General features: G+C 51.0%; 19 protein-coding genes and 1 pseudogene. 6 read left to right on the top strand and 14 right to left on the bottom strand.

All coding sequences use genetic code 11. From position 1 onward, the window contains the following. Nucleotides 1-64 precede the first annotated feature (64 nt). The 13 genes and pseudogenes from OQV04_RS10425 to thpR all read right to left on the bottom strand — a co-directional run. Nucleotides 65-559: pseudogene (locus OQV04_RS10425) on the bottom strand (fimbrial-like adhesin); the annotation flags it as partial. Between the two features lie 53 nt (nucleotides 560-612). Continuing rightward, nucleotides 613-1,209, bottom strand: coding sequence for a fimbrial-like protein (locus OQV04_RS10420; RefSeq protein WP_096959413.1), 597 nt, complete (start codon nucleotides 1,207-1,209; stop codon nucleotides 613-615). Nucleotides 1,210-1,235: 26 nt separating this feature from the next. Further along, nucleotides 1,236-1,841 carry a fimbrial-like protein YadL gene (yadL, locus tag OQV04_RS10415; protein ID WP_032280270.1) on the bottom strand — a complete coding sequence of 202 codons (606 nt, stop codon included), beginning with the start codon at nucleotides 1,839-1,841 and terminating at the stop codon, nucleotides 1,236-1,238. 14 nt (nucleotides 1,842-1,855) lie between these two features. Then, nucleotides 1,856-2,425 (bottom strand): fimbrial protein, encoded by a 570-nt coding sequence (locus tag OQV04_RS10410; RefSeq protein WP_077757336.1) that lies wholly within the window; start codon nucleotides 2,423-2,425, stop codon nucleotides 1,856-1,858. Between the two features lie 19 nt (nucleotides 2,426-2,444). After that, the gene (locus OQV04_RS10405; RefSeq protein WP_404855054.1) at nucleotides 2,445-5,033 is read right to left on the bottom strand and encodes an outer membrane usher protein; all 2,589 of its coding nucleotides are present in this window, start codon (nucleotides 5,031-5,033) and stop codon (nucleotides 2,445-2,447) included. Between the two features lie 46 nt (nucleotides 5,034-5,079). After that, entirely contained in the window at nucleotides 5,080-5,772 is a 693-nt protein-coding gene (locus OQV04_RS10400; RefSeq protein ID WP_032280272.1) for a fimbrial chaperone, read from the bottom strand. Nucleotides 5,773-5,924: 152 nt separating this feature from the next. Continuing rightward, the gene (locus tag OQV04_RS10395) at nucleotides 5,925-6,509 is read right to left on the bottom strand and encodes a fimbrial protein (RefSeq protein WP_032280273.1); all 585 of its coding nucleotides are present in this window, start codon (nucleotides 6,507-6,509) and stop codon (nucleotides 5,925-5,927) included. A gap of 360 nt (nucleotides 6,510-6,869) precedes the next feature. Beyond that, a complete protein-coding gene (gene folK, locus OQV04_RS10390; RefSeq protein WP_000215128.1) occupies nucleotides 6,870-7,349 on the bottom strand; it encodes a 2-amino-4-hydroxy-6-hydroxymethyldihydropteridine diphosphokinase in 480 nt (159 codons plus the stop codon). Then, nucleotides 7,346-8,743 (bottom strand): polynucleotide adenylyltransferase PcnB, encoded by a 1,398-nt coding sequence (gene pcnB, locus OQV04_RS10385; protein WP_010723084.1) that lies wholly within the window; start codon nucleotides 8,741-8,743, stop codon nucleotides 7,346-7,348. The genes folK and pcnB overlap by 4 nt, the downstream gene beginning before the upstream one ends. Nucleotides 8,744-8,802: 59 nt before the next feature. Beyond that, nucleotides 8,803-9,699 carry a tRNA glutamyl-Q(34) synthetase GluQRS gene (gene gluQRS / locus OQV04_RS10380; RefSeq protein ID WP_032213433.1) on the bottom strand — a complete coding sequence of 299 codons (897 nt, stop codon included), beginning with the start codon at nucleotides 9,697-9,699 and terminating at the stop codon, nucleotides 8,803-8,805. Nucleotides 9,700-9,765: 66 nt separating this feature from the next. Further along, a complete protein-coding gene (gene dksA / locus OQV04_RS10375) occupies nucleotides 9,766-10,221 on the bottom strand; it encodes an RNA polymerase-binding protein DksA (RefSeq protein WP_001155227.1) in 456 nt (151 codons plus the stop codon). A gap of 177 nt (nucleotides 10,222-10,398) precedes the next feature. Then, complete coding sequence (sfsA, locus tag OQV04_RS10370) at nucleotides 10,399-11,103, bottom strand: DNA/RNA nuclease SfsA (RefSeq protein WP_000396036.1); 705 nt, start codon at nucleotides 11,101-11,103, stop codon at nucleotides 10,399-10,401. A 14-nt stretch (nucleotides 11,104-11,117) separates the two neighbouring features. Further along, nucleotides 11,118-11,648, bottom strand: coding sequence for an RNA 2',3'-cyclic phosphodiesterase (gene thpR, locus OQV04_RS10365; RefSeq protein ID WP_001283249.1), 531 nt, complete (start codon nucleotides 11,646-11,648; stop codon nucleotides 11,118-11,120). A gap of 73 nt (nucleotides 11,649-11,721) precedes the next feature. Between thpR and hrpB the strand changes: the two genes are divergently transcribed. From hrpB to fhuB, 6 genes are all read left to right on the top strand, one after another. Then, nucleotides 11,722-14,151, top strand: coding sequence for an ATP-dependent helicase HrpB (hrpB, locus tag OQV04_RS10360; protein WP_032280274.1), 2,430 nt, complete (start codon nucleotides 11,722-11,724; stop codon nucleotides 14,149-14,151). 131 nt (nucleotides 14,152-14,282) lie between these two features. Next, nucleotides 14,283-16,817 carry a bifunctional glycosyl transferase/transpeptidase gene (gene mrcB, locus OQV04_RS10355; protein ID WP_032280275.1) on the top strand — a complete coding sequence of 845 codons (2,535 nt, stop codon included), beginning with the start codon at nucleotides 14,283-14,285 and terminating at the stop codon, nucleotides 16,815-16,817. A 219-nt stretch (nucleotides 16,818-17,036) separates the two neighbouring features. Beyond that, nucleotides 17,037-19,280 (top strand): ferrichrome porin FhuA, encoded by a 2,244-nt coding sequence (fhuA, locus tag OQV04_RS10350; RefSeq protein ID WP_000124421.1) that lies wholly within the window; start codon nucleotides 17,037-17,039, stop codon nucleotides 19,278-19,280. A 50-nt stretch (nucleotides 19,281-19,330) separates the two neighbouring features. Continuing rightward, nucleotides 19,331-20,128, top strand: a complete 798-nt coding sequence (gene fhuC, locus OQV04_RS10345) for a Fe3+-hydroxamate ABC transporter ATP-binding protein FhuC (RefSeq protein ID WP_001158926.1) — start codon at nucleotides 19,331-19,333, stop codon at nucleotides 20,126-20,128. Beyond that, on the top strand, nucleotides 20,128-21,018 hold the full coding sequence (fhuD, locus tag OQV04_RS10340; RefSeq protein WP_001310529.1) for a Fe(3+)-hydroxamate ABC transporter substrate-binding protein FhuD: 891 nt from the start codon (nucleotides 20,128-20,130) through the stop codon (nucleotides 21,016-21,018). Before fhuC ends, fhuD begins: the two co-directional genes overlap by 1 nt. Further along, nucleotides 21,015-22,997 carry a Fe(3+)-hydroxamate ABC transporter permease FhuB gene (gene fhuB, locus OQV04_RS10335; RefSeq protein WP_032280276.1) on the top strand — a complete coding sequence of 661 codons (1,983 nt, stop codon included), beginning with the start codon at nucleotides 21,015-21,017 and terminating at the stop codon, nucleotides 22,995-22,997. The genes fhuD and fhuB overlap by 4 nt, the downstream gene beginning before the upstream one ends. Nucleotides 22,998-23,031: 34 nt before the next feature. On the opposite strand, the gene hemL is transcribed toward fhuB, so the two are convergent. After that, a complete protein-coding gene (gene hemL / locus OQV04_RS10330; protein ID WP_032280277.1) occupies nucleotides 23,032-24,312 on the bottom strand; it encodes a glutamate-1-semialdehyde 2,1-aminomutase in 1,281 nt (426 codons plus the stop codon). Nucleotides 24,313-24,475 lie beyond the last annotated feature (163 nt).

Genomic DNA, 24,475 nt, shown 5'->3' with positions numbered 1-24,475 from the left:
CGGGAATATCTGCGGCAGCGGGCTTGTAATGGGTTAAGTGATAACAGATGTCTGGAAATATAGGGGCAAATCCACCAATATATATTCCAGGTGAGCTAACGTTAGTTACGGTACCGTAAGCTGACCACATGTTTGAAATTAATAATGTGTAATACAAACCAGGAACTGATGTATTAAATAATTTATGGGAACCATACATTTTACCTGAGTTAACCATTGCATTTTCAATACGCATTGCGCCACCACTTGTGGTATCACTTCTGTTGCAATAAAGAAAACCACCACCAGAAGCGGTATCTAACTGACTCCATTGTAATTTTACGCCTGTAGGTCCAAGCTGTGTCGGTTTGTAAAAAACTAAATTATTTGTACTTGTTGCATACCTGAATACGACGGTGGCATCGCCATTTGGCCCTGTTTCTCTCCATTTTTGATCTGACGGACCAACGCCGTAGCTATTCCCAACAATATATCCTACGAAATCATCAGTGCCAGCACTCGCGGTATGACAACTCAAGCACAGAATTAAAAAAAGAAAATGTCTGAAGAATGTCTTCATTATCACTCCACCATCCACTGCTGTAATAGTAGCAGTAATTTGTTTTTGGTATGTCACTCGTAGTAAATATCAATTAATACATGGCTTATGATTTGGCCGGACATGACATTTAATACAGGGTTGATTTTTTGCATCCGTGTATAGAATTTCCAGGATGAATTGTTTAGATCAGCAGTCATCACCGGATAAATTGAACGAGAACTGCCCGCTGGATTAAGAACGTTAAATACATTAGCCGGGTCCTGAGTGGAAAATATGACTACACCTATGTTTTGAGCACCGGCGACATTTTCATTTGCAAAAATTTGCTGAGAACCAGTCGCCATCACGCCATTGAGCGGTTTAAAGTTAATATGTAACTGATTTAACACATTTCCAGAACCCTGGATGGCGCAGTCAGTCACAGTGACAGTGAACTCTCTCCCGCCGGGATAATTGTCTTCAGCCGTGACATTACCGGAAAAATACTCCACACCTACCACACCAAGATCGATATTACCAAGATTGCTGAGGCCACTTTTACATGTACTGTTCTTGATATTGGCAACCATATCCACATCCAGTCCTGCATATACAGGGCTGGATGTGGCAAACAATAATGCCAGGAACAGACTTGTTTTTATCTTAATTTTTAGTTGAGAGGAAAGCATAATCGGTCCCTGCCTTTAATGGCCTGTTAGTTATAGGTGATAGAAAATGTCGCAGGTGCCGAAAACGGACCGGCAGTGATGTCGGTACTGCTTTTATTTTTCTCTACCACCAGGCGTGCACTCATAGGATGATATACCGACGTATTACCTGTTGCAGTGGAGATATTCACTTCCTGAGCGACCGGTGTTACGCAGCTAAATTGAGTCGCACTGCCTGTAGCGGGTGTGGTGGTACTCCATACTTCAACCGCCACAGCGCTTGCTTTATCAGCAGCGGCGGAGCCGTTTGCAAACCCAGGCCCATCGTTGGCCGTTCCTTCACACGTTGCGCGTTTAGTTAATTTGACAAGGGCCTTTTTATTAGGAACGCCTGCACAGTCCTTAAACTGTAACTTAAAAGTTTTAATTTTTGTTTTGGCATCAATTTCAGGAATATAAGCGTCACCAAATGCAACAACAGTTAAAGGCTGATCATTGTCATCCACCAGGCTGGCGGTACAGGTTCCCATCTCTACGGTTGCTTTAACATTCAGCTTAACGTTATCTGTCGCTGCAAACAATTGGCTGGTGAATAGGGATGCCGTCAAAATAATACCAGCAGGCAGTCCATAACGTAATGTTTTAGATTTCATTATTATCATCCCTGTTATTCATAAATGAAATTGAATGTTGCCTGGGCGCGGAAATCGCCAGGAACGCCCCTGCCAGCACTGGTTTCGCGCAGTGCAACGGTGAGTTTAAGACCTTCAGTGCTACTAATTTCCGCTGGACTCCAAATGATACTTTGTGCACTATTCGGGGTTAAAAATGTCGAATCATCAGTATCAATTCTTTTTATACCCATACCAATATAATCGGTGGTTGATGTAGGATCGGAAGTTGACGGAATGATTAATGCGGGTGAACTTCCCGAAGCACTTCCACTGAGCTTGGTGGTGATTTTACTGACGCCTGTACTACAACCGCTGGCAATTAAATTAAAGTTAGCCTGCGCTTGAGCAGTTTTATTTGCAATTTTGTCCAGACCAATAGTACCAGGGAATGTTAATGTGTAGGTGTCATTTCCGTCACTGGTGACATTGTTACCTGTTAGCGTAATATTACATGTTGAAGCTTTTACGGTTGCCGTAAAATCAACATTAATGTCTGTTGCAAGTACAGAGGATGATAAAAATAATCCCGGAAGTATTACCAATTTATGTAGTGTCATTCTCATTATATGAAATTCCCTGTTGTTACTGAATTTGACAAACAATTCCATTAAAAACAATAGTTTGTACTATTTTTTCTGGTGCATCAGTCTGTTGATAATGAGCAAGACAAGTTACTGGTTTGCCCCCGTCAAGCCAGTTGATATGTATATTACCTTGTTGTTCAATACCACGAACAAATGCCTGACCACCTTGCCCTACATTACCAATAATATTTCCGTTCTCGTCATAAATATCTGCGGCAAACGGAATGTTTTTACCGTCAGTCCGCTTGATGTTCATAATCGCTGATTGTCCCTGAACGGTTTCAAAACCAGCAAAGACAACAGACCCCTGGCGCGGTACAGCAATAGCACTGGTACTTTTCAATTCAACGTCATTTTCCAGACCGTTAATATCGAGTGCAATTCGGTTTTCATGGTATGGAGAGAGCGCGTTAGTAACGCCATATCCCCAACGGTCTACCGTGCTATTACCATAGTTAATACGCGCCCCTTTAGCTCCTGGCGCTTGTACAACGGCCAGAGTGTCTGAGTCGCTGAAGCTGTCATTACTGAAGGTAAGGCCGCCGCTATGTAAAACAAATCCGCCGTCGGTATTAAATGAGATTTGACGGCTATTATCACTACTTGCGGAAACTGAACTGGCAAGTGTTCCCCAGGGAGATTCATAGCTCGCATATCCACCGATATAGCTCAAATCATCACTGGATTTCATCATCGAATAGCCTGTATTGACGCTATAACTGATATGGTTTTCGGTGCTATAACCACTACTGCTGATACTGAGTTGATTGCTACCGTTGAAATCACTATTTAACTGAGTATCAATGCTCTGAAAACCAGAGTCGCGATGTTCTGAACCCAGTAACTTTTCGATAGGAATGCTAAAGCTTAGATAGATGCTGTCTTCATTACCGCCGTCCTGGCTCCAGGACCGTTGGGCACTAATGCTGTAGCTTCCCCACGATGCGCTGTTACTATAACCAATGGAGTAGTTAGTATTATTTTGTCCGTCCGCCCAGTAGTCAGACCAACTTCCGGCAAGATAGAATGAGCCATAGTCTTTCTTTTCAAACTTGAGGGGTTGGTTAATACTAACCGTAACCTGATTTTTCATGCGTGAATAGTTACGCATATTTTTAGGTTCCAGGTCCTGTTCCGGATGTTTTACTTCATCAATCAATGTCAGGGCATCGTTAAGCCCCAGATAATTCTGGGTTGAATAACGGTAAGCGGCGATATTGAGCGAGGTTCTGGTATCTTCAAATAACTTATTCCAGGAAATGCGATAGCTTTGTCCGCGGTAGGTTTTATCGTCCGGAATTTGCACATCCGAGTGGGTTACATCGACTGAAAACGCACCGTACGCGGTATTCAGGCCAAGGCCCAACAGCCCGGCAGTATAGTTATTATCGGTAATTTGAATACCGGTATAACCTGTAAGATAGTTGTTCAGACCATAGTAGTAGCTGGCCTGGAACAAATTTGGTTCATTTTGAATATCGTCTTTTAATACCTGACCTGCACTGATGTCCCATCTTCCAACTCCAGGGCGTTGCATCTGAACTACCGAAGAAAATGGCTGGGAAAAAGTCCGTTTTGTGCCATCAGATTCTTCGATTGTGATAATGAGATCGCTGCCATAGCCTGATGGGCTTACATCATCAATGACAAATGCGCCTGGCGGCACGGTAGTCTCATAAATTTTATATCCGCCTTGGGTAATGGTGACTTTTGCGTTGGTATTAGCAACACCATGAATAATTGGCGCAAAACTGGCTAACGCAGGAGGTAGCATTCGGCTGTCGCTGTATAAACGAACACCGCGAATACTGACAGAATCAAAGGTTTCCCCTGTTGTGTATGACTCACCCACAACTAATTGTGAACGCAAAAAGGCCAGGTCGCGCTGCAAATAGCGATTTTGAAAATCGTAATTACTGCCTGCATCGGTCATCCAGTTGTAGTTACCAGTGGCACGAAGCCGCCATGCGCCCAGATTTATACCGCCGTTAAATGCCGCATAAACACTGTCGTTTTTTCTGTCTGGTATTTCGCTGTGATATGCGTTGACATTGTAGGACAGCATTGCAGCGTTAATACCGTTTTCCCACAATGATGGATCAACATAGTTTTGGTAATTCTTCATTACCCAGGCTTGAGGAACGTTGATGTCCAGTCGTTGATCATTAACGTCGTAATGAACGGAAGCTTGAGGAATAACATTCCCCAGATCGAGACAGTCCCCTAGCTCTTCTTCTCGTTGAAGAAGGATGGCATTCTCGTCTTTTATATCAGGCTGATTAATGTGAAATTGCAATAAATTCTTCAGCGTGATACAAGCCTGCGCATTTTTCTTACCTTCGAGGGCAATAAAGGAGATGCTTTGGCTGATAACTGGTTGATCGTTGACATAAACACTGACGTCATACACGCCGGGCAAGGTAGGGTTACCTTCGGTATACCGACTAAGGTCGATGTTAGAAGCATCTTGCCCCATCAAAAAGGTATTATCATATTCAACGTGTTCAGCGCTTATGGCACAGGGGCTTAACAGCAATGCGCAAAACGAGGCTATATAAGTAAGTTTGTTATTATGCGTTTTTATGATTTTTCTGGACACGTTGTGCTTCCTGCTGCGTTTATTCCTGATTTAGTTACAGGCTGGCATTGCCTTCAATTGCGCCACCAAAGTCATTTATGGCGAAGAAATGCACTTTTGCCGAACTTGCTTTACCACTCATGCCTTTTATGTAGAAGGTTTCTTCACTCAGCGGGGCCACCATTTTGACGTCCAGTGGGTAGGTTTTGCCATTGGCGACTAAATCACCACTACTGAATGACACGTGATACGGCGTCGGATTTGCGACGCGCAATGCAGTTTTGCCAGCAGAGGTTGTCCATGACCATTTCAGTGCAGCTGGTGCATCAGTTGGCAGTCCGTTTAAACCTTCCGGGCGATAAAACAGTTTGATACGCGTACGGAAAGCTAATTGCAGAAGGCTCTGATTAGCGACTTTATCGGCGTCAGGCTTGGGTGGAACTTCAAGTACGTTAAACCAGAAAACACTTTCTCTGTCTTTTGGCAGAGGCGAAGAAGCCGTGTACATCAATTTAATGGTTTGACCACGTTTGGCATCAATACGTGAAACCGGTGGGGTGGCGGTAAATGGAACTTTAATGCTCCCCGGTTCAGCACTGTCGTCGCCAGTATCCAGCCAGCTCTGAACAAGTAACGGGTTATTCCCTTTATTTTCCAGACGAACGTTCACGCTTTTTTGATCGCTTTTATAAATTACGCGAGTTCCTGAAATTACGATATCTGCTATTGCCGATGTACTCAAACTCATACAAGCGGCGAAACATAATACTGCAGTATGTTAGCGTTTAAAAACATAAACCATTCCTGACAGAGTTAATTAAAACAGGGAGTAACATTCCACTACTAAGTAAGTTGAATGTTATCTCCCATATATATTCGTTTTATGAATCTAACGAATGATTACTGGTAAGTAATGGTATATGCAGTATTGGTTTTAACATAACCAGCCGTTGGTGCCTGGCTTGCTTCAGCACGGACATAGGATGCTTTAAAATCATAGGTTGCAGATTTAGTCGTTGCGTCCAGTGTTTTTATGTAAATATCACCTGGGTTATTAATTTGAACCTGTTTGATAGTAGAACCATCAATATTGTGCAGGGCAATATTTACACCATCAGAAGGCGTGTTAATAGACATATCGTTGTTCAGAGTCCCTTTGCTGTTGCCAAAGAACACGGAACCGAAGGTCATTTTAGCAGTGCTACCAGGATTCGGGTTCGCATTGCTGCAGTCAACGGTGATGCTGAAAGGTTTAGCTTTAGCACCTACGGTGTCATTCAGTACGCCTGCAGTGATTTCACTAACAGTTGCAGTTTGCAGCAGCACCAGGCCATCTTTGTTGCCACCATCAACACGGGTTTCACAGGTGTTATCAACTACCAGACCGCTGATATTTAATTGGCCACCGTCCAGTGCTGCAGAAGCATTACCAGCAACCATTGCTAACATCAAGCCGGACAGCGCAAAACCTAATTTTTTCGACATAATAATCCTTGAATAATATTCCATAAGGTAGTTCATTAATTTGAAGTATGACTATTCATGGCTCAAATATATAAAGATATATTCAAACATTAATGAGAAATGATTGTTTGTTACCTATATTTACAATCATTCCTCATTAGGACGCATATTGTGCATTTTAAAGTTACTTGAGCAATTTAAATTTACTTAAATTAGGGTTAAGTAAATTTAAATTTCAAAATGGAGATGTTTCGTGTAAGGAGATGGGTAGGATGCATTTAAATATTAATTGATGTAGCTAGTGTCTACTCTAATAGGATTGGTTTGGGAATTGGAATGATGTGATTTTCGGAAATTATTTATATTCACGAAATTAATAAATTACCACTGGTTTAATTTACTAAATTTTCTTGCATGTAAAATTTCACGCAACGTCTCCCCATCAGGAAACACCAACTCCGGCGCGATTTCAAACAGCGGCCACAGCATAAATCCACGATTTTTCATATCGTAGTGCGGAACGGTCAGTCGTTCAGTATTTATCACTTCATTACCAAACAGCATGATGTCGAGATCCAGCGTGCGCGGTCCCCAGCGTTCAGCTTTACGGACGCGACCTTGCTGCAATTCAATACGCTGTGTGTGATTGAGTAGCTCTTCAGGTGCAAGAGAGGTTTCCAGCGCCACGGCTGCGTTTAAGTAATCGGGTTGATCTTGCGGCCCCAGCGGTGGAGTGCGGTAAAACGAAGAAACGGCAAGAATGTGGCTTTCAGGGATATCGCCTAATGCTTTCAGGGCAGCATTGACCTGCTCCAGCGGAGAGGCCAGATTGCTGCCTATGGCAATATACGCCACTGTCATGCGGTACCCTCACGACGTGGTGCGCGTTTGCGTGGACGACGAGTACGACGACGCGGTGACGGTTCTTCATCCAGCTCGTTGAGCATCCCTTTTTGGTCTGGTGGCGCGGAAACCTGGAACTCACCCCACCATTTCACCAGACGCTGCAGTTCAGCGTTACGTTCAACTTCAGCTCGCAAGGCCAACAGGTCATAAGCCGCACGGAACTTAGGATGCTCCAGCAGTTTCCATGCGCGTTTACCCTGACGTCGGGACATACGCAACTGCAACTGCCAGATATCGCGGGTTAACGTCGTCAGACGTTTCGGGATTGCCAGTGAACGGCAGGCTTCGTCCAGCACGTCGTTCATCGCCAGCGCGAAAGCGTCGTGATAGGTCAGGCCGCTTTCCTGGGCGATCTTCTGTGCCGTCTCCAGCAGTGGGTACCAGAACATGGCGGCAAACAGGAACGCCGGGTTCACGCGCATATCGTTATGGATACGCGTATCGGTATTCTTCAGCACCTGTTCAATGATCCGCTCCATCGGGCTGTCGCCATTTTCCGTGAAGTAGCGGGTAATGGTCGGGAACAGCGGCTGGAACAGATGATATTCACACAACAGCTTATAGGTTTCGTAACCGTAGCCCGCTTGTAGCAGTTTAAGCGATTCTTCAAACAGGCGTGCCGGTGGGATATCGTTCAGCAGGGTAGCGAGGCGAGGGATCGGTTCTGCGGTTTCCGGGCTGATGCGCATACCCAATTTGGCGGCAAAACGTACCGCGCGCAGCATACGTACCGGATCTTCACGGTAGCGCGTTTCCGGGTTACCAATCAGACGGATAACGCCGTCCTTCAGATCCTTCATACCGCCAACGTAATCACGGACGGTAAAATCCGCTACGCTGTAATACAGGCTGTTGATAGTGAAATCGCGGCGCTGGGCGTCTTCTTCGATGGAGCCGAAAATGTTGTCGCGCAGCAACATGCCGTTTTGCCCGCGTTGGGAGGTCGTGCGGTCGCTGACGTTACCTTCGTGGTGTCCACGGAAGGTTGCAACTTCGATAATCTCCGGGCCAAACATCACATGAGCCAGACGGAAACGGCGACCTACCAGGCGGCAGTTACGGAACAGTTTGCGCACCTGCTCAGGCGTGGCGTTAGTGGTTACGTCAAAATCTTTCGGCTTTTTGCCGAGTAACAGGTCGCGCACGCCGCCGCCAACCAGCCAGGCTTCGTATCCCGCTTTATTGAGCCTGTACATTACCTTCAGGGCATTTTCACTGATATCTTTGCGGGAAATAGCATGCTGCTCACGCGGGATCACCGTCACCTGTGGACGGGCGACTGCCTGTTCAGCCTCGCTTTCCTCGCGGCTTAGCACCTTGCGGCAAAAATTAGCGACTCGGGTAAAAATAGTACACCTCGGTAGTGTCAAACATCATTCAGGACAAAAAAATAGCGGCTAATCATAGCTCAGCATGACGCATTTGAGAATGTTGAATTTACAATTGCCGACTCAGGCACTGCGGTAAGCCGCCAGTTTTTGACGGCTGACTGAAGGATTTGTTCGACGCTGAAATCCTGCCAGTGTGCTTCTACCTGCTGACCCAGAAATTGAAGTGCCGCGATTAGTACCGGACGTGGATCGCCTTTCGGCAACGCAGGCGCATGATTCTGCTTGGAAAGTTTAGCGCCTTGTGGATTAAGCGCCAGCGGCAGATGAATGTAATCTGGCACTTTCCAGCCAAAAAGCTGGTACAGCGAGATTTGCCGCACTGTCGGTTCGATCAAATCTGCCCCGCGGACAATTTCGCTCACGCCCTGGAAGTGATCATCCACCACCACCGCCAGGTTATAGGCAAACAAACCATCACGGCGATGAATAATAAAATCTTCCCGTGCCAGTTTTTCGTCGGCGTGAATAATGCCTCGCAGCAGGTCAGTAAACTGGGTGACCGGATGCTGCTGGCGGATACGCACTGCGGCGTTGCCTGGTCCATGATGCAATTCCCGGCAATGACCGTCGTAAATACCGCCAATGCTTTGAATACGTGCACGCGTGCAGGTGCAGTAATAACTTAGTCCTTGCTCATGTAACCAGGCGAGTGCTTCGCGATAGGCGTGGTGACGTTGCGATTGCCAGAGAACATCGCCGTCCCAGTGCAGGCCGTAATGTTCCAGCTGGCGCAGGATAGTTTCTGCGGCACCGGGAACTTCACGAGGCGGGTCGATATCTTCTATGCGTACCAGCCAGCGACCTTGCCGGGCGCGAGCCTGCAAATAGCTGCCAAGCGCAGCAATCAGAGAACCAAAATGAAGCTCGCCGGAAGGAGAGGGGGCGAAGCGGCCAATATAGTGTGTGTCTGTCATCTCTTTGAACAAAAAATAAGGCGGGAGCATTTCCCGCCTGTGGTAAACGTGATGGAACGGCTGTAATTAGCCAGCCATCTGTTTTTCGCGAATTTCAGCCAGCGTTTTGCAGTCGATGCACAGATCGGCTGTCGGGCGCGCTTCCAGACGGCGAATACCAATTTCAACACCGCAGGATTCGCAGTAGCCGAAATCTTCGTCTTCCACTTTTTTCAGCGTCTTCTCGATCTTTTTGATCAGCTTACGCTCGCGATCGCGGTTACGCAGTTCGAGGCTGAACTCTTCTTCCTGGGCTGCACGGTCTACCGGGTCCGGGAAGTTGGCTGCTTCATCCTGCATATGTGTAACGGTGCGATCGACTTCATCCCTGAGTTGATTACGCCATGCTTCCAGAATACGACGGAAGTGCGCCAGCTGGGCTTCATTCATATACTCTTCGCCCGGCTTCTCCTGATATGGTTCCACCCCAGCGATGGCGAGAATACTCAGGGACGATGTTTTACGGTTTTGCCCTTCTTGCATGTTGCTTCTCCTTAACACGCACTATCGATCCCCATGTTCGGGGGAAAAATGAGGCCGCTATAAATAGCAGATGCTTTTCCGGATAGCAATTATCTAAACGTAACACTTGACAACTGTGTGAGGAAAAGCGTATTTGCGCACGCGACCAGAATGTAAATTAACCAGTTACTTACTTTACTACAATGTAACCGGCAGTGATTTTTTAAGAGCCATGCCTTCAGCAGAAATTTCCGCTTTGTAAGCCAGAATTTCTACCCCCCTCTGTTGAGCTTCTGACAATAGTTGCGCGTATTTCTCATCGATGTGGCGCGCGGGTGAAAACCGTGTAATGGCTGAATGCAGCACGGCGAAAAAGATAACCGCACGCTGGCCTTCAGCCGCTACGCTCATCAACTCCCGAAGGTGTTTCTGACCTCGTTCAGTGACCGCATCGGGAAAATATCCCTGTTCGTTCTCCGCTAACGTAACCGATTTCACTTCAATATAGCAGTCTGGACGCGAATCCGCCTGCAACATAAAGTCAATACGGCTGCGTTCTGCGCCGTATTTTACTTCGCTTTTCAGCGAGCTATAGCCTGACAGTTCTGAAATTGATTCATTAAGGATAGCCTCTTTCGTCAACCTGTTAGCCCAAAGCGTGTTGACGCAAATAAATGCGCCGCTCTGGCTTTGAGTTAATTCCCAGGTGTGTGGGTATTTCCGTTTGGTGTTGTCTGAAGTCGAATACCAGACGGTATCGCCAGGCGTTGCACAACCGGTCATCGCACCCGTATTCGGGCAGTGTAGCGTTAATTCGCGACCATCGGGTGTGATCACATCGGCTAAAAAACGTTTGTAACGCTGAATTAGCGTCGCGCGCTGTAGAGGGGGAGAAAATTCCATTGCGACAATCCTTGTTATTGCGTTAGCGCCCAGCGTTTTAGCGGTGTGTAGCGTGTGCGTCCACGGGCAAACGAGGAGGCGTAAAGGGTGAACTCCGTCACCGCATATGACCAGTTAAAACCTGGCGGCGGGATTGTCACCGCCTCGCTGGCGTCGCGCAATAAGGTAATATGTGGATGAAACGGACGATTGCTTTGAAAACAACCGCTGCGGGCAGCCTGTGAACGGAGCATATTCGCCAGCTGGATTAAGCCGCGTGGCGGCTGACGCATCCCTAACCACACCACACGCGAACGCAGCCATTGGCCGGCGTCATCAAGCGTGAGTGTGAAACCAGGTTGACGAATCCGTCCGGCTAAAAGAGAAAGCGCCTTCTCTTTCTCTGCGCTCACTTCGCCTAAAAATGCCAGAGTCAGATGCAAATTATCGGCGGCGACCGGACGTCCCGCCTCAAGTGGGAAGTGTGTGGCGCGCCAGTGGATAATCTGTTCGCGGATTTCTGCAGGTAAGTCGATAGCAAAGAACAGACGTTGCGGGTCAGACATGTGAGGCACTCGGTTATGAATTACCGCGATGCTACAATGTGGCGCGAAGAATGTTAACCCTCTGGAGCGTTTTGTGTCGTCGTTGCCCGTTGCTGCCGTCTTACCTGAATTACTTACCGCTCTCGATTGTGCGCCGCAGGTATTATTAAGTGCGCCGACCGGGGCCGGGAAATCAACCTGGCTGCCGCTGCAACTGCTGGCGCATCCCGGCATTAACGGGAAAATTATCCTCCTGGAGCCGCGTCGTCTGGCGGCGCGTAACGTCGCGCAACGGCTGGCGGAGCTGCTTAACGAAAAGCCAGGCGATACCGTTGGCTACCGGATGCGTGCGCAAAACTGCGTCGGGCCGAATACCCGCCTGGAAGTAGTTACCGAAGGCGTGCTGACGCGGATGATCCAGCGTGACCCTGAGTTGAGCGGTGTTGGATTGGTGATCCTTGATGAATTTCATGAGCGTAGCTTGCAGGCGGATTTGGCGTTGGCGCTGTTACTCGATGTGCAACAAGGTCTGCGTGATGACCTTAAACTGCTGATTATGTCGGCTACGCTGGACAACGACCGCTTGCAGCAAATGCTGCCAGAAGCGCCCGTCGTCATCTCAGAAGGGCGCTCGTTTCCGGTTGAACACCGTTATTTACCGCTGCCCGCGCATCAGCGTTTTGACGAAGCCGTCGCGGTTGCCACCGCCGAAATGCTGCGTCAGGAAAGTGGATCATTACTGTTATTTTTACCTGGCGTCGGAGAAATTCAGCGTGTGCAGGAACAACTGGCTTCGCGCATCGGCAGTGATGTGTTGCTCTGCCCACTGTATGGCGCGTTGTCGCTGAACGATCAGCGAAAAGCGATCCTTCCGGCACCGCAAGGGATGCGCAAAGTGGTGCTGGCGACCAATATTGCTGAAACCAGTTTAACCATCGAAGGTATTCGTCTGGTGGTGGATTGTGCCCAGGAGCGTGTGGCGCGTTTTGATCCGCGCACGGGGCTTACGCGACTGATTACTCAACGCGTTAGCCAGGCATCCATGACGCAGCGTGCCGGGCGCGCCGGGCGTCTGGAGCCGGGTATCTGCCTGCATTTAATCGCCAAGGAACAAGCAGAACGCGCCGCGGCGCAAAGTGAACCGGAAATATTACAAAGCGATCTTTCCGGTTTGCTGATGGAATTACTGCAATGGGGATGCAGCGATCCGGCGCAGATGAGCTGGCTGGATCAACCGCCAGCAGTGAATTTACTGGCCGCGAAACGCCTGTTAAAGATGCTGGGGGCGCTGGACGGTGAACGGCTTAGTGCGCAGGGGCAAAAAATGGCAGCGCTGGGTAACGATCCGCGTTTAGCGGCAATGCTGGTTAGCGCAAAGAGCGACGACGAAGCTGCTACCGCGGCAAAAATTGCCGCCATTCTCGAAGAGCCGCCACGGATGGGCAATAGTGACCTGGGCGTGGCGTTTTCGCGCAATCAACCAGCCTGGCAGCAACGTAGTCAGCAACTGTTAAAACGCTTAAACGTACGCGGCGGTGAGGCAGACAGTTCGCTTATCGCGCCGCTACTTGCCGGGGCGTTTGCCGATCGCATTGCTCGCCGCCGTGGGCAAGATGGACGCTATCAACTGGCAAACGGCATGGGGGCGATGCTTGATGCCGACGACGCGCTAAGTCGCCACGAATGGTTGATCGCGCCGTTATTATTGCAGGGCAGCGCCTCGCCGGATGCGCGGATTTTACTGGCGTTACCGGTCGATATTGATGAATTAGTACAACGCTGTCCGCAGCTGGTGCAGCAATCTGACACCGTGGAATGGGATGACGCGCAAGGTACGCTGAAAGCCTGGCGTCGGCTGCAAATCGGTCAGTTGACGGTGAAAGTGCAGCCGTTGGCGAAACCGTCAGAAGACGAGTTGCATCAGGCGATGCTTAACGGCATCCGTGATAAAGGTTTAAGCGTGCTCAACTGGACGGCGGAAGCGGAACAGCTACGCTTGCGTTTGTTATGCGCCGGAAAGTGGTTGCCAGAATATGACTGGCCAGCGGTTGATGATGAAAGTTTGTTGGCGACGCTGGAAACGTGGCTGCTGCCACATATGGCCGGTGTACATTCACTACGCGGCCTGAAATCACTCGACATTTATCAGGCACTACGCGGATTACTTGATTGGGGAATGCAGCAACGTCTGGATAGTGAATTGCCTGCGCATTACACTGTGCCGACGGGAAGCCGGATCGCCATTCGTTATCATGAAGATAACCCGCCCGCGCTGGCGGTGAGAATGCAGGAGATGTTTGGTGAGGCCACCAATCCGACGATCGCCCAGGGGCGCGTGCCGCTGGTGCTGGAGTTGCTTTCCCCTGCCCAAAGGCCGCTGCAAATCACGCGTGATTTGGGGGCCTTCTGGAAAGGGGCGTATCGTGAGGTGCAAAAGGAGATGAAAGGGCGTTATCCCAAACACGTCTGGCCGGACGACCCGGCAAACACGGCACCGACGCGACGGACGAAAAAGTATTCGTAAGGTTGGTTTTCTCCCTCTCCCTGTGGGAGAGGGGACCGATCGAGCACAAATTTTGAGAGATATCTTCTTCTGTCTTGTAACAGAAGAACAGAAAATCGGGCTTTTGCGCCTGAATATTGCGGAGAAAAAGCATGGCCGGGAATGACCGCGAGCCAATTGGACGCAAAGGGAAACCGACGCGTCCGGTCAAACAAAAGGTAAGCCGTCGTCGTTACGAAGATGACGATGATTACGACGATTATGATGACTATGAGGATGAAGAACCGATGCCGCGCAAAGGTAAGGGCAAAGGCAAAGGGCGTAAGCCTCGTGGCAAACGCGGCTGGCTATGGCTGCTGTTAAAACTGGCTATCGTTTTTGCCGTGCTGATCGCCATTTACGGCGTTTATCTCGATCAAAAAATTCGTAGCCGTATTGATGGCAAGGTCTGGCAACTGCCTGCGGCAGTTTATGGTCGAATGGTCAACCTTGAGCCAGACATGACCATCAGCAAGAACGAGATGGTGAAGCTGCTGGAGGCAACACAGTATCGTCAGGTGTCGAAAATGACCCGTCCTGGCGAATTTACTGTGCAGGCTAACAGCATTGAGATGATCCGCCGTCCGTTTGATTTCCCGGACAGCAAAGAAGGGCAGGTGCGTGCGCGTCTGACCTTTGATGGCGATCATCTGGCGACCATCGTCAATATGGAGAACAACCGTCAGTTCGGTTTCTTCCGTCTTGATCCGCGCCTGATCACCATGATCTCCTCACCAAACGGTGAGCAACGTCTGTTTGTGCCGCGCAGTGGTTTCCCGGATTTGCTGGTGGATACTTTGCTGGCGACAGAAGACCGTCATTTTTACGAGCATGATGGGATCAGTCTCTACTCCATCGGACGTGCGGTGCTGGCAAACCTGACAGCCGGACGCACGGTGCAGGGGGCGAGTACGCTGACGCAACAGCTGGTGAAAAACCTGTTCCTCTCCAGCGAGCGCTCTTATTGGCGTAAAGCGAATGAAGCCTACATGGCGCTGATCATGGACGCGCGTTACAGCAAAGACCGTATTCTTGAGCTGTATATGAACGAGGTGTATCTCGGTCAGAGCGGCGACAACGAAATCCGCGGCTTCCCGCTGGCGAGCTTGTATTACTTTGGTCGCCCGGTAGAAGAATTGAGCCTCGATCAGCAGGCGCTGTTAGTCGGTATGGTGAAAGGAGCGTCCATCTACAACCCGTGGCGTAACCCGAAACTGGCGCTGGAGCGACGTAATCTGGTACTGCGTCTGCTGCAACAGCAACAGATTATTGATCAAGAACTCTATGACATGTTGAGTGCGCGTCCGCTGGGTGTTCAGCCGCGCGGTGGGGTGATCTCTCCTCAGCCAGCCTTTATGCAACTGGTGCGTCAGGAGCTTCAGGCTAAATTAGGCGATAAGGTAAAAGATCTCTCCGGCGTGAAGATCTTCACTACCTTTGACTCGGTGGCCCAGGACGCGGCAGAAAAAGCCGCCGTGGAAGGCATTCCTGCACTGAAGAAACAGCGTAAGTTGAGCGATCTGGAAACCGCGATTGTGGTCGTCGACCGCTTTAGTGGTGAAGTTCGTGCGATGGTCGGAGGTTCTGAGCCGCAGTTTGCGGGCTACAACCGTGCGATGCAGGCGCGGCGTTCGATTGGTTCCCTTGCAAAACCAGCGACTTATCTGACGGCTTTAAGCCAGCCGAAAATCTATCGTCTGAATACGTGGATTGCGGATGCGCCAATCGCGCTACGTCAGCCGAATGGCCAGGTCTGGTCACCGCAGAACGATGACCGTCGTTATAGCGAAAGCGGCAGAGTGATGCTGGTGGATGCGTTGACCCGTTCGATGAACGTGCCGACGGTAAATCTGGGGATGGCGCTGGGGCTGCCTACGGTTACGGATACCTGGATTAAACTGGGCGTACCGAAAGATCAGTTGCATCCGGTTCCGGCAATGCTGCTGGGGGCGTTGAACTTAACGCCAATCGAAGTGGCGCAGGCATTCCAGACCATCGCCAGCGGTGGTAACCGTGCACCGCTTTCTGCGCTGCGTTCGGTAATCGCGGAAGATGGTAAGGTGCTGTATCAGAGCTTCCCGCAGGCAGAACGCGCTGTTCCGGCACAGGCGGCGTATCTGACACTATGGACCATGCAGCAGGTGGTACAACGTGGTACGGGTCGTCAGCTTGGGGCGAAATACCCGAACCTGCATCTGGCAGGGAAAACAGGGACTACCAACAATAACGTAGATACATGGTTTGCGGGCATTGACGGCAGCACGGTGACCATCACCTGGGTCGGCCGTGATAACAACCAGCCGACCAAACTGTATGGTGCCAGCGGGGCAATGTCGATTTATCAGCGTTATCTGGCTAACCAGACGCCAACGCCGCTGAATCTTGTTCCGCCAGAAGATATTGCAGATATGGGCGTGGACTACGACGGCAACTTTGTTTGCAGCGGTGGCATGCGTGTCTTGCCGGTCTGGACCAGCGATCCGCAATCGCTGTGCCAGCAGAGTGAGATGCAGCAGCAGCCGTCAGGCAATCCGTTTGATCAGTCTTCTCAGCCGCAGCAACAGCCGCAACAGCAACCTGCTCAGCAAGAGCAGAAAGACAGCGACGGTGTAGCCGGTTGGATTAAAGATATGTTTGGTAGTAATTAACGTCTAAACGTGACATACCGGATGGCGAGTTGCCATCCGGTAAAATAACATCCCACCTAAAGTATTAACCCTTTCTTTTCATCTGGTTGTTTATTAACCCTTCAGGAACGCTCAGATTGCGTACCGCTTGCGAACCCGCCAGCGTTTCGAATATTATCTTACCTTTATAATAATCATTCTCGTTTACGTTATCATTCACTTTACATCAGAGATATACCAATGGCGCGTTCCAAAACTGCTCAGCCAAAACACTCACTGCGTAAAATCGCAGTTGTAGTAGCCACAGCGGTTAGCGGCATGTCTGTTTATGCACAGGCAGCGGTTGAACCGAAAGAAGACACTATCACCGTTACCGCTGCACCTGCGCCGCAAGAAAGCGCATGGGGGCCTGCTGCAACTATTGCGGCGCGACAGTCAGCTACCGGCACTAAAACCGATACGCCGATTCAAAAAGTGCCACAGTCTATTTCTGTTGTGACCGCTGAAGAGATGGCGCTGCATCAGCCTAAGTCGGTGAAAGAAGCGCTTAGCTACACGCCGGGTGTCTCTGTTGGTACGCGTGGCGCATCCAACACCTATGACCACCTGATCATTCGCGGTTTTGCGGCAGAAGGCCAAAGCCAGAATAACTATCTGAATGGCCTGAAGTTGCAGGGCAACTTCTATAACGATGCGGTCATTGATCCGTATATGCTGGAACGCGCTGAAATTATGCGTGGCCCGGTTTCCGTGCTTTACGGTAAAAGCAGTCCTGGCGGCCTGTTGAATATGGTCAGCAAGCGTCCGACCACCGAACCGCTGAAAGAAGTTCAGTTTAAAGCCGGTACTGACAGCCTGTTCCAGACTGGTTTTGACTTTAGCGATGCACTGGATGATGACGGCGTTTACTCTTATCGCCTGACCGGCCTTGCGCGTTCTGCCAATGCCCAGCAGAAAGGGTCAGAAGAGCAGCGTTATGCTATTGCACCGGCGTTCACTTGGCGTCCGGATGATAAAACCAATTTCACCTTCCTTTCTTACTTCCAGAACGAGCCGGAAACCGGTTATTACGGCTGGTTGCCGAAAGAGGGAACCGTTGAGCCGCTGCCGAACGGTAAGCGTCTGCCGACAGACTTTAATGAAGGGGCGAAGAACAACACCTATTCACGTAATGAGAAGATGGTGGGCTACAGCTTCGATCACGAATTTAACGACACCTTTACTGTGCGTCAGAACCTGCGCTTTGCTGAAAACAAAACCTCGCAAAACAGCGTTTATGGTTACGGCGTCTGCTCCGATCCGGCGAATGCTTACAGCAAACAGTGTGCGGCATTAGCGCCAGCGGATAAAGGCCATTATCTGGCACGTAAATACGTCGTTGATGATGAGAAGCTGCAAAACTTCTCTGTTGATACCCAGTTGCAGAGCAAGTTTGCCACTGGCGATATCGACCACACCCTGCTGACCGGTGTCGACTTTATGCGTATGCGTAATGACATCAACGCCTGGTTTGGTTACGACGACTCTGTGCCACTGCTCAATCTGTACAATCCGGTGAATACCGATTTCGACTTCAATGCCAAAGATCCGGCAAACTCCGGCCCTTACCGCATTCTGAATAAACAGAAACAAACGGGCGTTTATGTTCAGGATCAGGCGCAGTGGGATAAAGTGCTGGTCACCCTGGGCGGTCGTTATGACTGGGCAGATCAAGAATCTCTTAACCGCGTTGCCGGGACGACCGATAAACGTGATGACAAACAGTTTACCTGGCGTGGTGGTGTTAACTACCTGTTTGATAATGGCGTAACACCTTACTTCAGCTATAGCGAATCGTTTGAACCTTCTTCGCAAGTTGGGAAGGATGGTAATATTTTCGCACCGTCTAAAGGTAAGCAGTATGAAGTCGGCGTGAAATATGTACCGGAAGATCGTCCGATTGTAGTTACTGGTGCCGTGTATAATCTCACTAAAACCAACAACCTGATGGCGGACCCTGAGGGTTCCTTCTTCTCGGTTGAAGGTGGCGAGATCCGCGCACGTGGCGTAGAAATCGAAGCGAAAGCGGCGCTGTCGGCGAGTGTTAACGTAGTCGGTTCTTATACTTACACCGATGCGGAATACACCACCGATACTACCTATAAAGGCAATACGCCGGCACAGGTGCCAAAACACATGGCTTCGCTGTGGGCTGACTATACCTTCTTTGACGGTCCGCTTTCAGGTCTGACGCTGGGCACCGGTGGTCGTTATACTGGCTCCAGCTATGGTGATCCGGCTAACTCCTTTAAAGTGGGAAGTTATACGGTCGTGGATGCGTTAGTGCGTTATGATCTGGCGCGAGTCGGCATGGCGGGCTCCAACGTGGCGCTGCATGTTAACAACCTGTTCGATCGTGAATACGTCGCCAGCTGCTTTAACACTTATGGCTGCTTCTGGGGCGCAGAACGTCAGGTCGTTGCAACCGCAACCTTCCGTTTCTAATTTCTCTTTTGGGGCACGGATTTCCGTGCCCATTTCACAAGTTGGCTGTTATGCAGGAATACACGAATCATTCCGATACCACTTTTGCACTGCGTAATATCTCCTTTCGTGTGCCCGGGCGCACGCTTTTGCATCCGCTGTCGTTAACCTTTCCTGCTGGGAAAGTGACCGGTCTGATTGGTCACAACGGTTCTGGTAAATCCACTCTGCTCAAAATGCTTGGCCGTCATCAGCCTCCGTCAGAAGGGGAGATTCTTCTTGATGCCCAGCCGCTGGAAAACTGGAGCAGCAAAGCGTTCGCCCGCAAAGTGGCTTATTTGCCGCAGCAGCTTCCTCCGGCAGAAGGGATGACCGTGCGTGAACTGGTGGCGATTGGTCGTTACCCGTGGCATGGCGCGCTGGGGCGCTTTGGGGCGGCAGATCGCGAAAAAGTCGAGGAAGCTATCTCGCTGGTTGGCTTAAAACCGCTGGCGCATCGGCTGGTCGATAGCCTCTCTGGCGGCGAACGTCAGCGGGCGTGGATCGCCATGCTGGTGGCGCAGGATAGCCGTTGTCTGTTGCTCGACGAGCCAACCTCGGCGCTGGATATCGCTCACCAGGTTGATGTGCTGGCACTGGTGCATCGTTTAAGTCAGGAACGTGGCCTGACGGTCATTGCCGTGCTGCACGATATCAATATGGCTGCGCGTTACTGTGATTATCTGGTCGCCCTGCGCGGCGGTGAAATGATTGCTCAGGGAACGCCTGCGGAAATTATGCGCGGCGAAACCCTCGAAATGATTTATGGCATCCCGATGGGTATTTTGCCGCATCCGGCGGGTGCTGCACCTGTGAGTTTTGTTTATTGATGAGCGGCTTACCTCTTATTTCGCGCCGTCGACTGTTAACGGCGATGGCGCTTTCTCCGTTGTTATGGCAGATGAATACCGCCCACGCGGCGGCTATTGATCCCAATCGTATTGTGGCGCTGGAGTGGTTGCCGGTGGAATTACTGCTGGCGCTCGGCATCGTGCCTTACGGCGTGGCGGACACCATCAACTATCGCCTGTGGGTTAGCGAACCGCCATTGCCGGACTCAGTGATTGACGTTGGTTTGCGTACAGAACCTAACCTTGAACTGCTGACCGAAATGAAACCGTCGTTTATGGTCTGGTCGGCAGGATATGGCCCTTCACCAGAAATGCTGGCTCGTATTGCGCCGGGGCGTGGTTTTAACTTCAGCGACGGCAAACAGCCGCTGGCGATGGCGCGTAAATCGCTGACGGAAATGGCGGATTTACTTAACCTGCAAAGCGCAGCAGAAACGCATTTAGCGCAATATGAAGACTTTATCCGCAGCATGAAACCCCGCTTTGTGAAGCGTGGTGCACGCCCGTTATTGCTGACGACGCTTATCGATCCGCGCCATATGTTGGTCTTCGGTCCAAACAGCTTGTTCCAGGAAATTCTTGATGAGTACGGTATCCCAAATGCCTGGCAAGGGGAAACCAACTTCTGGGGCAGCACCGCCGTCAGTATCGATCGTCTGGCGGCGTATAAAGATGTTGATGTGCTCTGTTTTGATCATGACAACAGCAAAGACATGGATGCGCTAATGGCAACGCCGCTGTGGCAGGCCATGCCGTTTGTCCGCGCCGGACGCTTTCAGCGCGTACCTGCAGTCTGGTTTTATGGTGCGACGCTCTCGGCAATGCACTTTGTGCGCGTTCTGGATAACGCCATCGGAGGTAAAGCGTGAGTAAACGAATTGCGCTTTTCCCGGCGTTATTGCTGGCGCTGTTAGTGATTGTCGCTACGGCGCTCACCTGGATGAACTTCTCGCAGGCGCTGCCGCGTAGCCAGTGGGCGCAGGCTGCCTGGTCGCCGGATATTGACGTCATCGAGCAGATGATTTTTCACTACAGCTTGTTGCCGCGTCTGGCGATTTCGCTGCTGGTGGGCGCGGGCCTGGGGCTGGTGGGCGTGCTGTTTCAGCAAGTGCTGCGTAACCCGCTGGCGGAACCGACGACACTTGGCGTTGCTACAGGCGCGCAACTGGGGATTACCGTCACTACGCTCTGGGCGATCCCAGGGGCGATGGCGAGTCAGTTTGCTGCGCTGGCGGGCGCTTGCGTTGTTGGCTTAATCGTCTTTGGCGTCGCGTGGGGGAAACGGCTTTCGCCGGTAACGCTGATCCTCGCGGGGCTGGTAGTGAGCCTTTATTGTGGGGCAATCAATCAGTTACTGGTTATCTTCCACCATGACCAACTGCAAAGCATGTTCCTGTGGAGCACCGGAACGCTGACGCAAACCGACTGGGGCGGTGTTGAGCGTTTATGGCCGCAGTTGCTGGGCGGTGTGATGCTGACGTTGCTGCTACTTCGTCCGTTAACCCTGATGGGGCTTGATGATGGCGTGGCGCGCAATCTCGGGCTGGCCTTGTCGCTCGCGCGTCTGGCGGCGCTGTCGCTGGCGATAGTCATCAGTGCGCTGCTGGTGAACGCAGTGGGGATTATCGGCTTTATCGGGTTGTTCGCGCCGCTGCTGGCAAAAATGCTGGGGGCGCGGCGTCTGCTGCCGCGACTGATGCTGGCGTCGTTGATTGGTGCGCTGATCCTCTGGCTTTCCGATCAAATCATCCTCTGGCTGACTCGTGTGTGGATGGAAGTGTCCACCGGTTCGGTCACTGCGTTGATCGGTGCGCCGCTGCTACTGTGGCTGTTGCCGCGTTTACGCAGCATTAGCGCGCCGGATATGAAGGTCAACGATCGTGTCGCGGCTGAACGCCAACATGTGCTGGCGTTTGCCCTCGCGGGCGGCGTGCTGCTGTTGATGGCTGTGGTGGTGGCGCTGTCGTTTGGTCGTGATGCGCACGGCTGGACGTGGGCGAGCGGGGCGTTGCTCGATGATTTAATGCCCTGGCGCTGGCCGCGAATTATGGCGGCGCTATTTGCGGGCGTCATGCTGGCGGTGGCGGGCTGTATTATTCAGCGACTGACCGGCAACCCGATGGCAAGCCCGGAAGTGCTGGGGATTAGCTCCGGCGCAGCGTTTGGCGTGGTACTGATGCTGTTTCTGGTACCGGGTAATGCTTTTGGCTGGCTGTTACCCGCGGGAAGTATCGGTGCGGCGGTGACGCTGTTGATTATTATGATCGCCGCCGGGCGCGGTGGATTTTCCCCACACCGTATGTTACTGGCGGGGATGGCGTTAAGTACCGCATTCACCATGCTTTTGATGATGTTGCAGGCGAGCGGTGACCCGCGAATGGCGCAAGTGCTGACCTGGATTTCCGGTTCGACCTACAACGCGACCGATGCGCAGGTCTGGCGTACCGGAATTGTGATGGTGATTTTGCTGGCGATTACCCCGCTGTACCGCCGCTGGCTGACCATTTTACCGCTGGGTGGTGATACCGCCCGAGCCGTAGGAATGGCGCTGACGCCGACGCGAATTGCGCTGCTGCTGTTAGCGGCTTGCCTGACGGCGACCGCGACGATGACTATTGGACCGTTGAGTTTTGTTGGTTTAATGGCACCGCATATTGCGCGGATGATGGGTTTTCGACGGACGATGCCACACATCGTAATTTCGGCGCTGGTGGGTGGTTTACTGCTGGTATTCGCTGACTGGTGTGGGCGGATGGTGCTGTTTCCATTCCAGATCCCGGCGGGGCTGCTGTCGACCTTTATCGGCGCGCCATATTTTATCTATTTGCTGAGAAAGCAGAGCCGTTAATAGAATGCCTCGCCCGGTGGGCGAGGCAAAATTATCACAACTTCGCAAATACCCGACGTGCAGCATCGATGGTGTTATTGATATCTTCCCTGCTGTGCGCCACAGACATAAAGCCCGCTTCAAACGCTGACGGTGCCAGGTAAACACCTTCATCCAGCATCATATGGAAGAAACGCTTAAAGCGCTCGACGTCACAGGCCATCACATCCTGATAGCACGTCACGGACTCGGCGTCGGTAAAGAAAATACCGAACATGCCGCCAACGTGGTTTACCACCAGCGGAATTCCGGCTTCTTCTGCCGCTTCCAGCAGACCTTCTGCCAGACGTGTTGTCAGCTCATCCAGCGTTTCGTGAACGCCCGGCTGCGCGACTTCATTCAGACAGGCGAAACCGGCTGCCATCGCAATCGGGTTACCGGAAAGCGTACCCGCCTGATAGACCGGACCCGTCGGGGCCAGCGCATCCATTACATCACGACGACCACCGAATGCGCCTACCGGCATTCCACCGCCGATGATTTTTCCGAGGCAGGTTAAATCTGGCACTACGCCGTAATAATCCTGTGCGCCAGCTAGCGCTACGCGGAAACCGGTCATCACTTCATCGATGATCAGCAACGCGCCAAATTCGTCGCACAGCGCGCGCAGACCTGGCAGGAAGTCTGGCAGCGGTGGAACACAGTTCATATTGCCTGCCACCGGCTCGACGATAATACAGGCAATCTCTTGCGGGTATTGCTCAAACGCGGCGCGTACAGAAGCCAGATCGTTATAAGTACAGGTTAAGGTATGTTTGGCGAAATCTGCCGGAACGCCCGGCGAGTTTGGCTGACCTAACGTGAGTGCGCCAGAACCGGCTTTCACCAGCAGGCAGTCAGCGTGACCGTGGTAGCATCCTTCAAATTTAATAATTTTGTCGCGACCGGTAAAACCACGGGCCAGGCGGATGGCGCTCATTGTCGCTTCAGTGCCGGAGTTCACCATGCGCACCATATCCATGGTCGGGACCAGTTCGGTCACCAGTTGCGCCATTTTCACTTCCATTTCGGTTGGTGCACCAAAGCTTAAACCACGCTCGGCGGCTTCAATCACGGCATTGCGGATCGCCGGATGGTTATGGCCCAGCACCATCGGCCCCCAGGAACCGACATAATCGATATAGGCTTTGCCATCAACATCGTACAGATAAGCGCCGTCCGCTTTTTCGATAAACAGTGGAGTGCCGCCCACGCCAGTAAAGGCGCGAACAGGGGAGTTCACACCGCCAGGGATCAGCTCGCGCGCTGCGCTGTAAAGATTTTCAGACTTACTCATGGAGGGTTCCTGATTCGTAGAAAAAGTGAATGGCTGCTATTCTATGTTATTCATAACAAGTTAAATACTCGTCAAACATCAGGCTGCTTGTACTGGTGCAATCCTGATTTCTTAGAGTATAAAAGTTTTGTGCATTTGAAACATTACGCTTTGCAAAGGATTT

The sequence above is a fragment of the Escherichia sp. Lx600-2 genome (genome assembly GCF_036662595.1).
Taxonomy (GTDB): domain Bacteria; phylum Pseudomonadota; class Gammaproteobacteria; order Enterobacterales; family Enterobacteriaceae; genus Escherichia; species Escherichia coli.
This window is presented reverse-complemented; position numbering and strand designations above follow the sequence as displayed.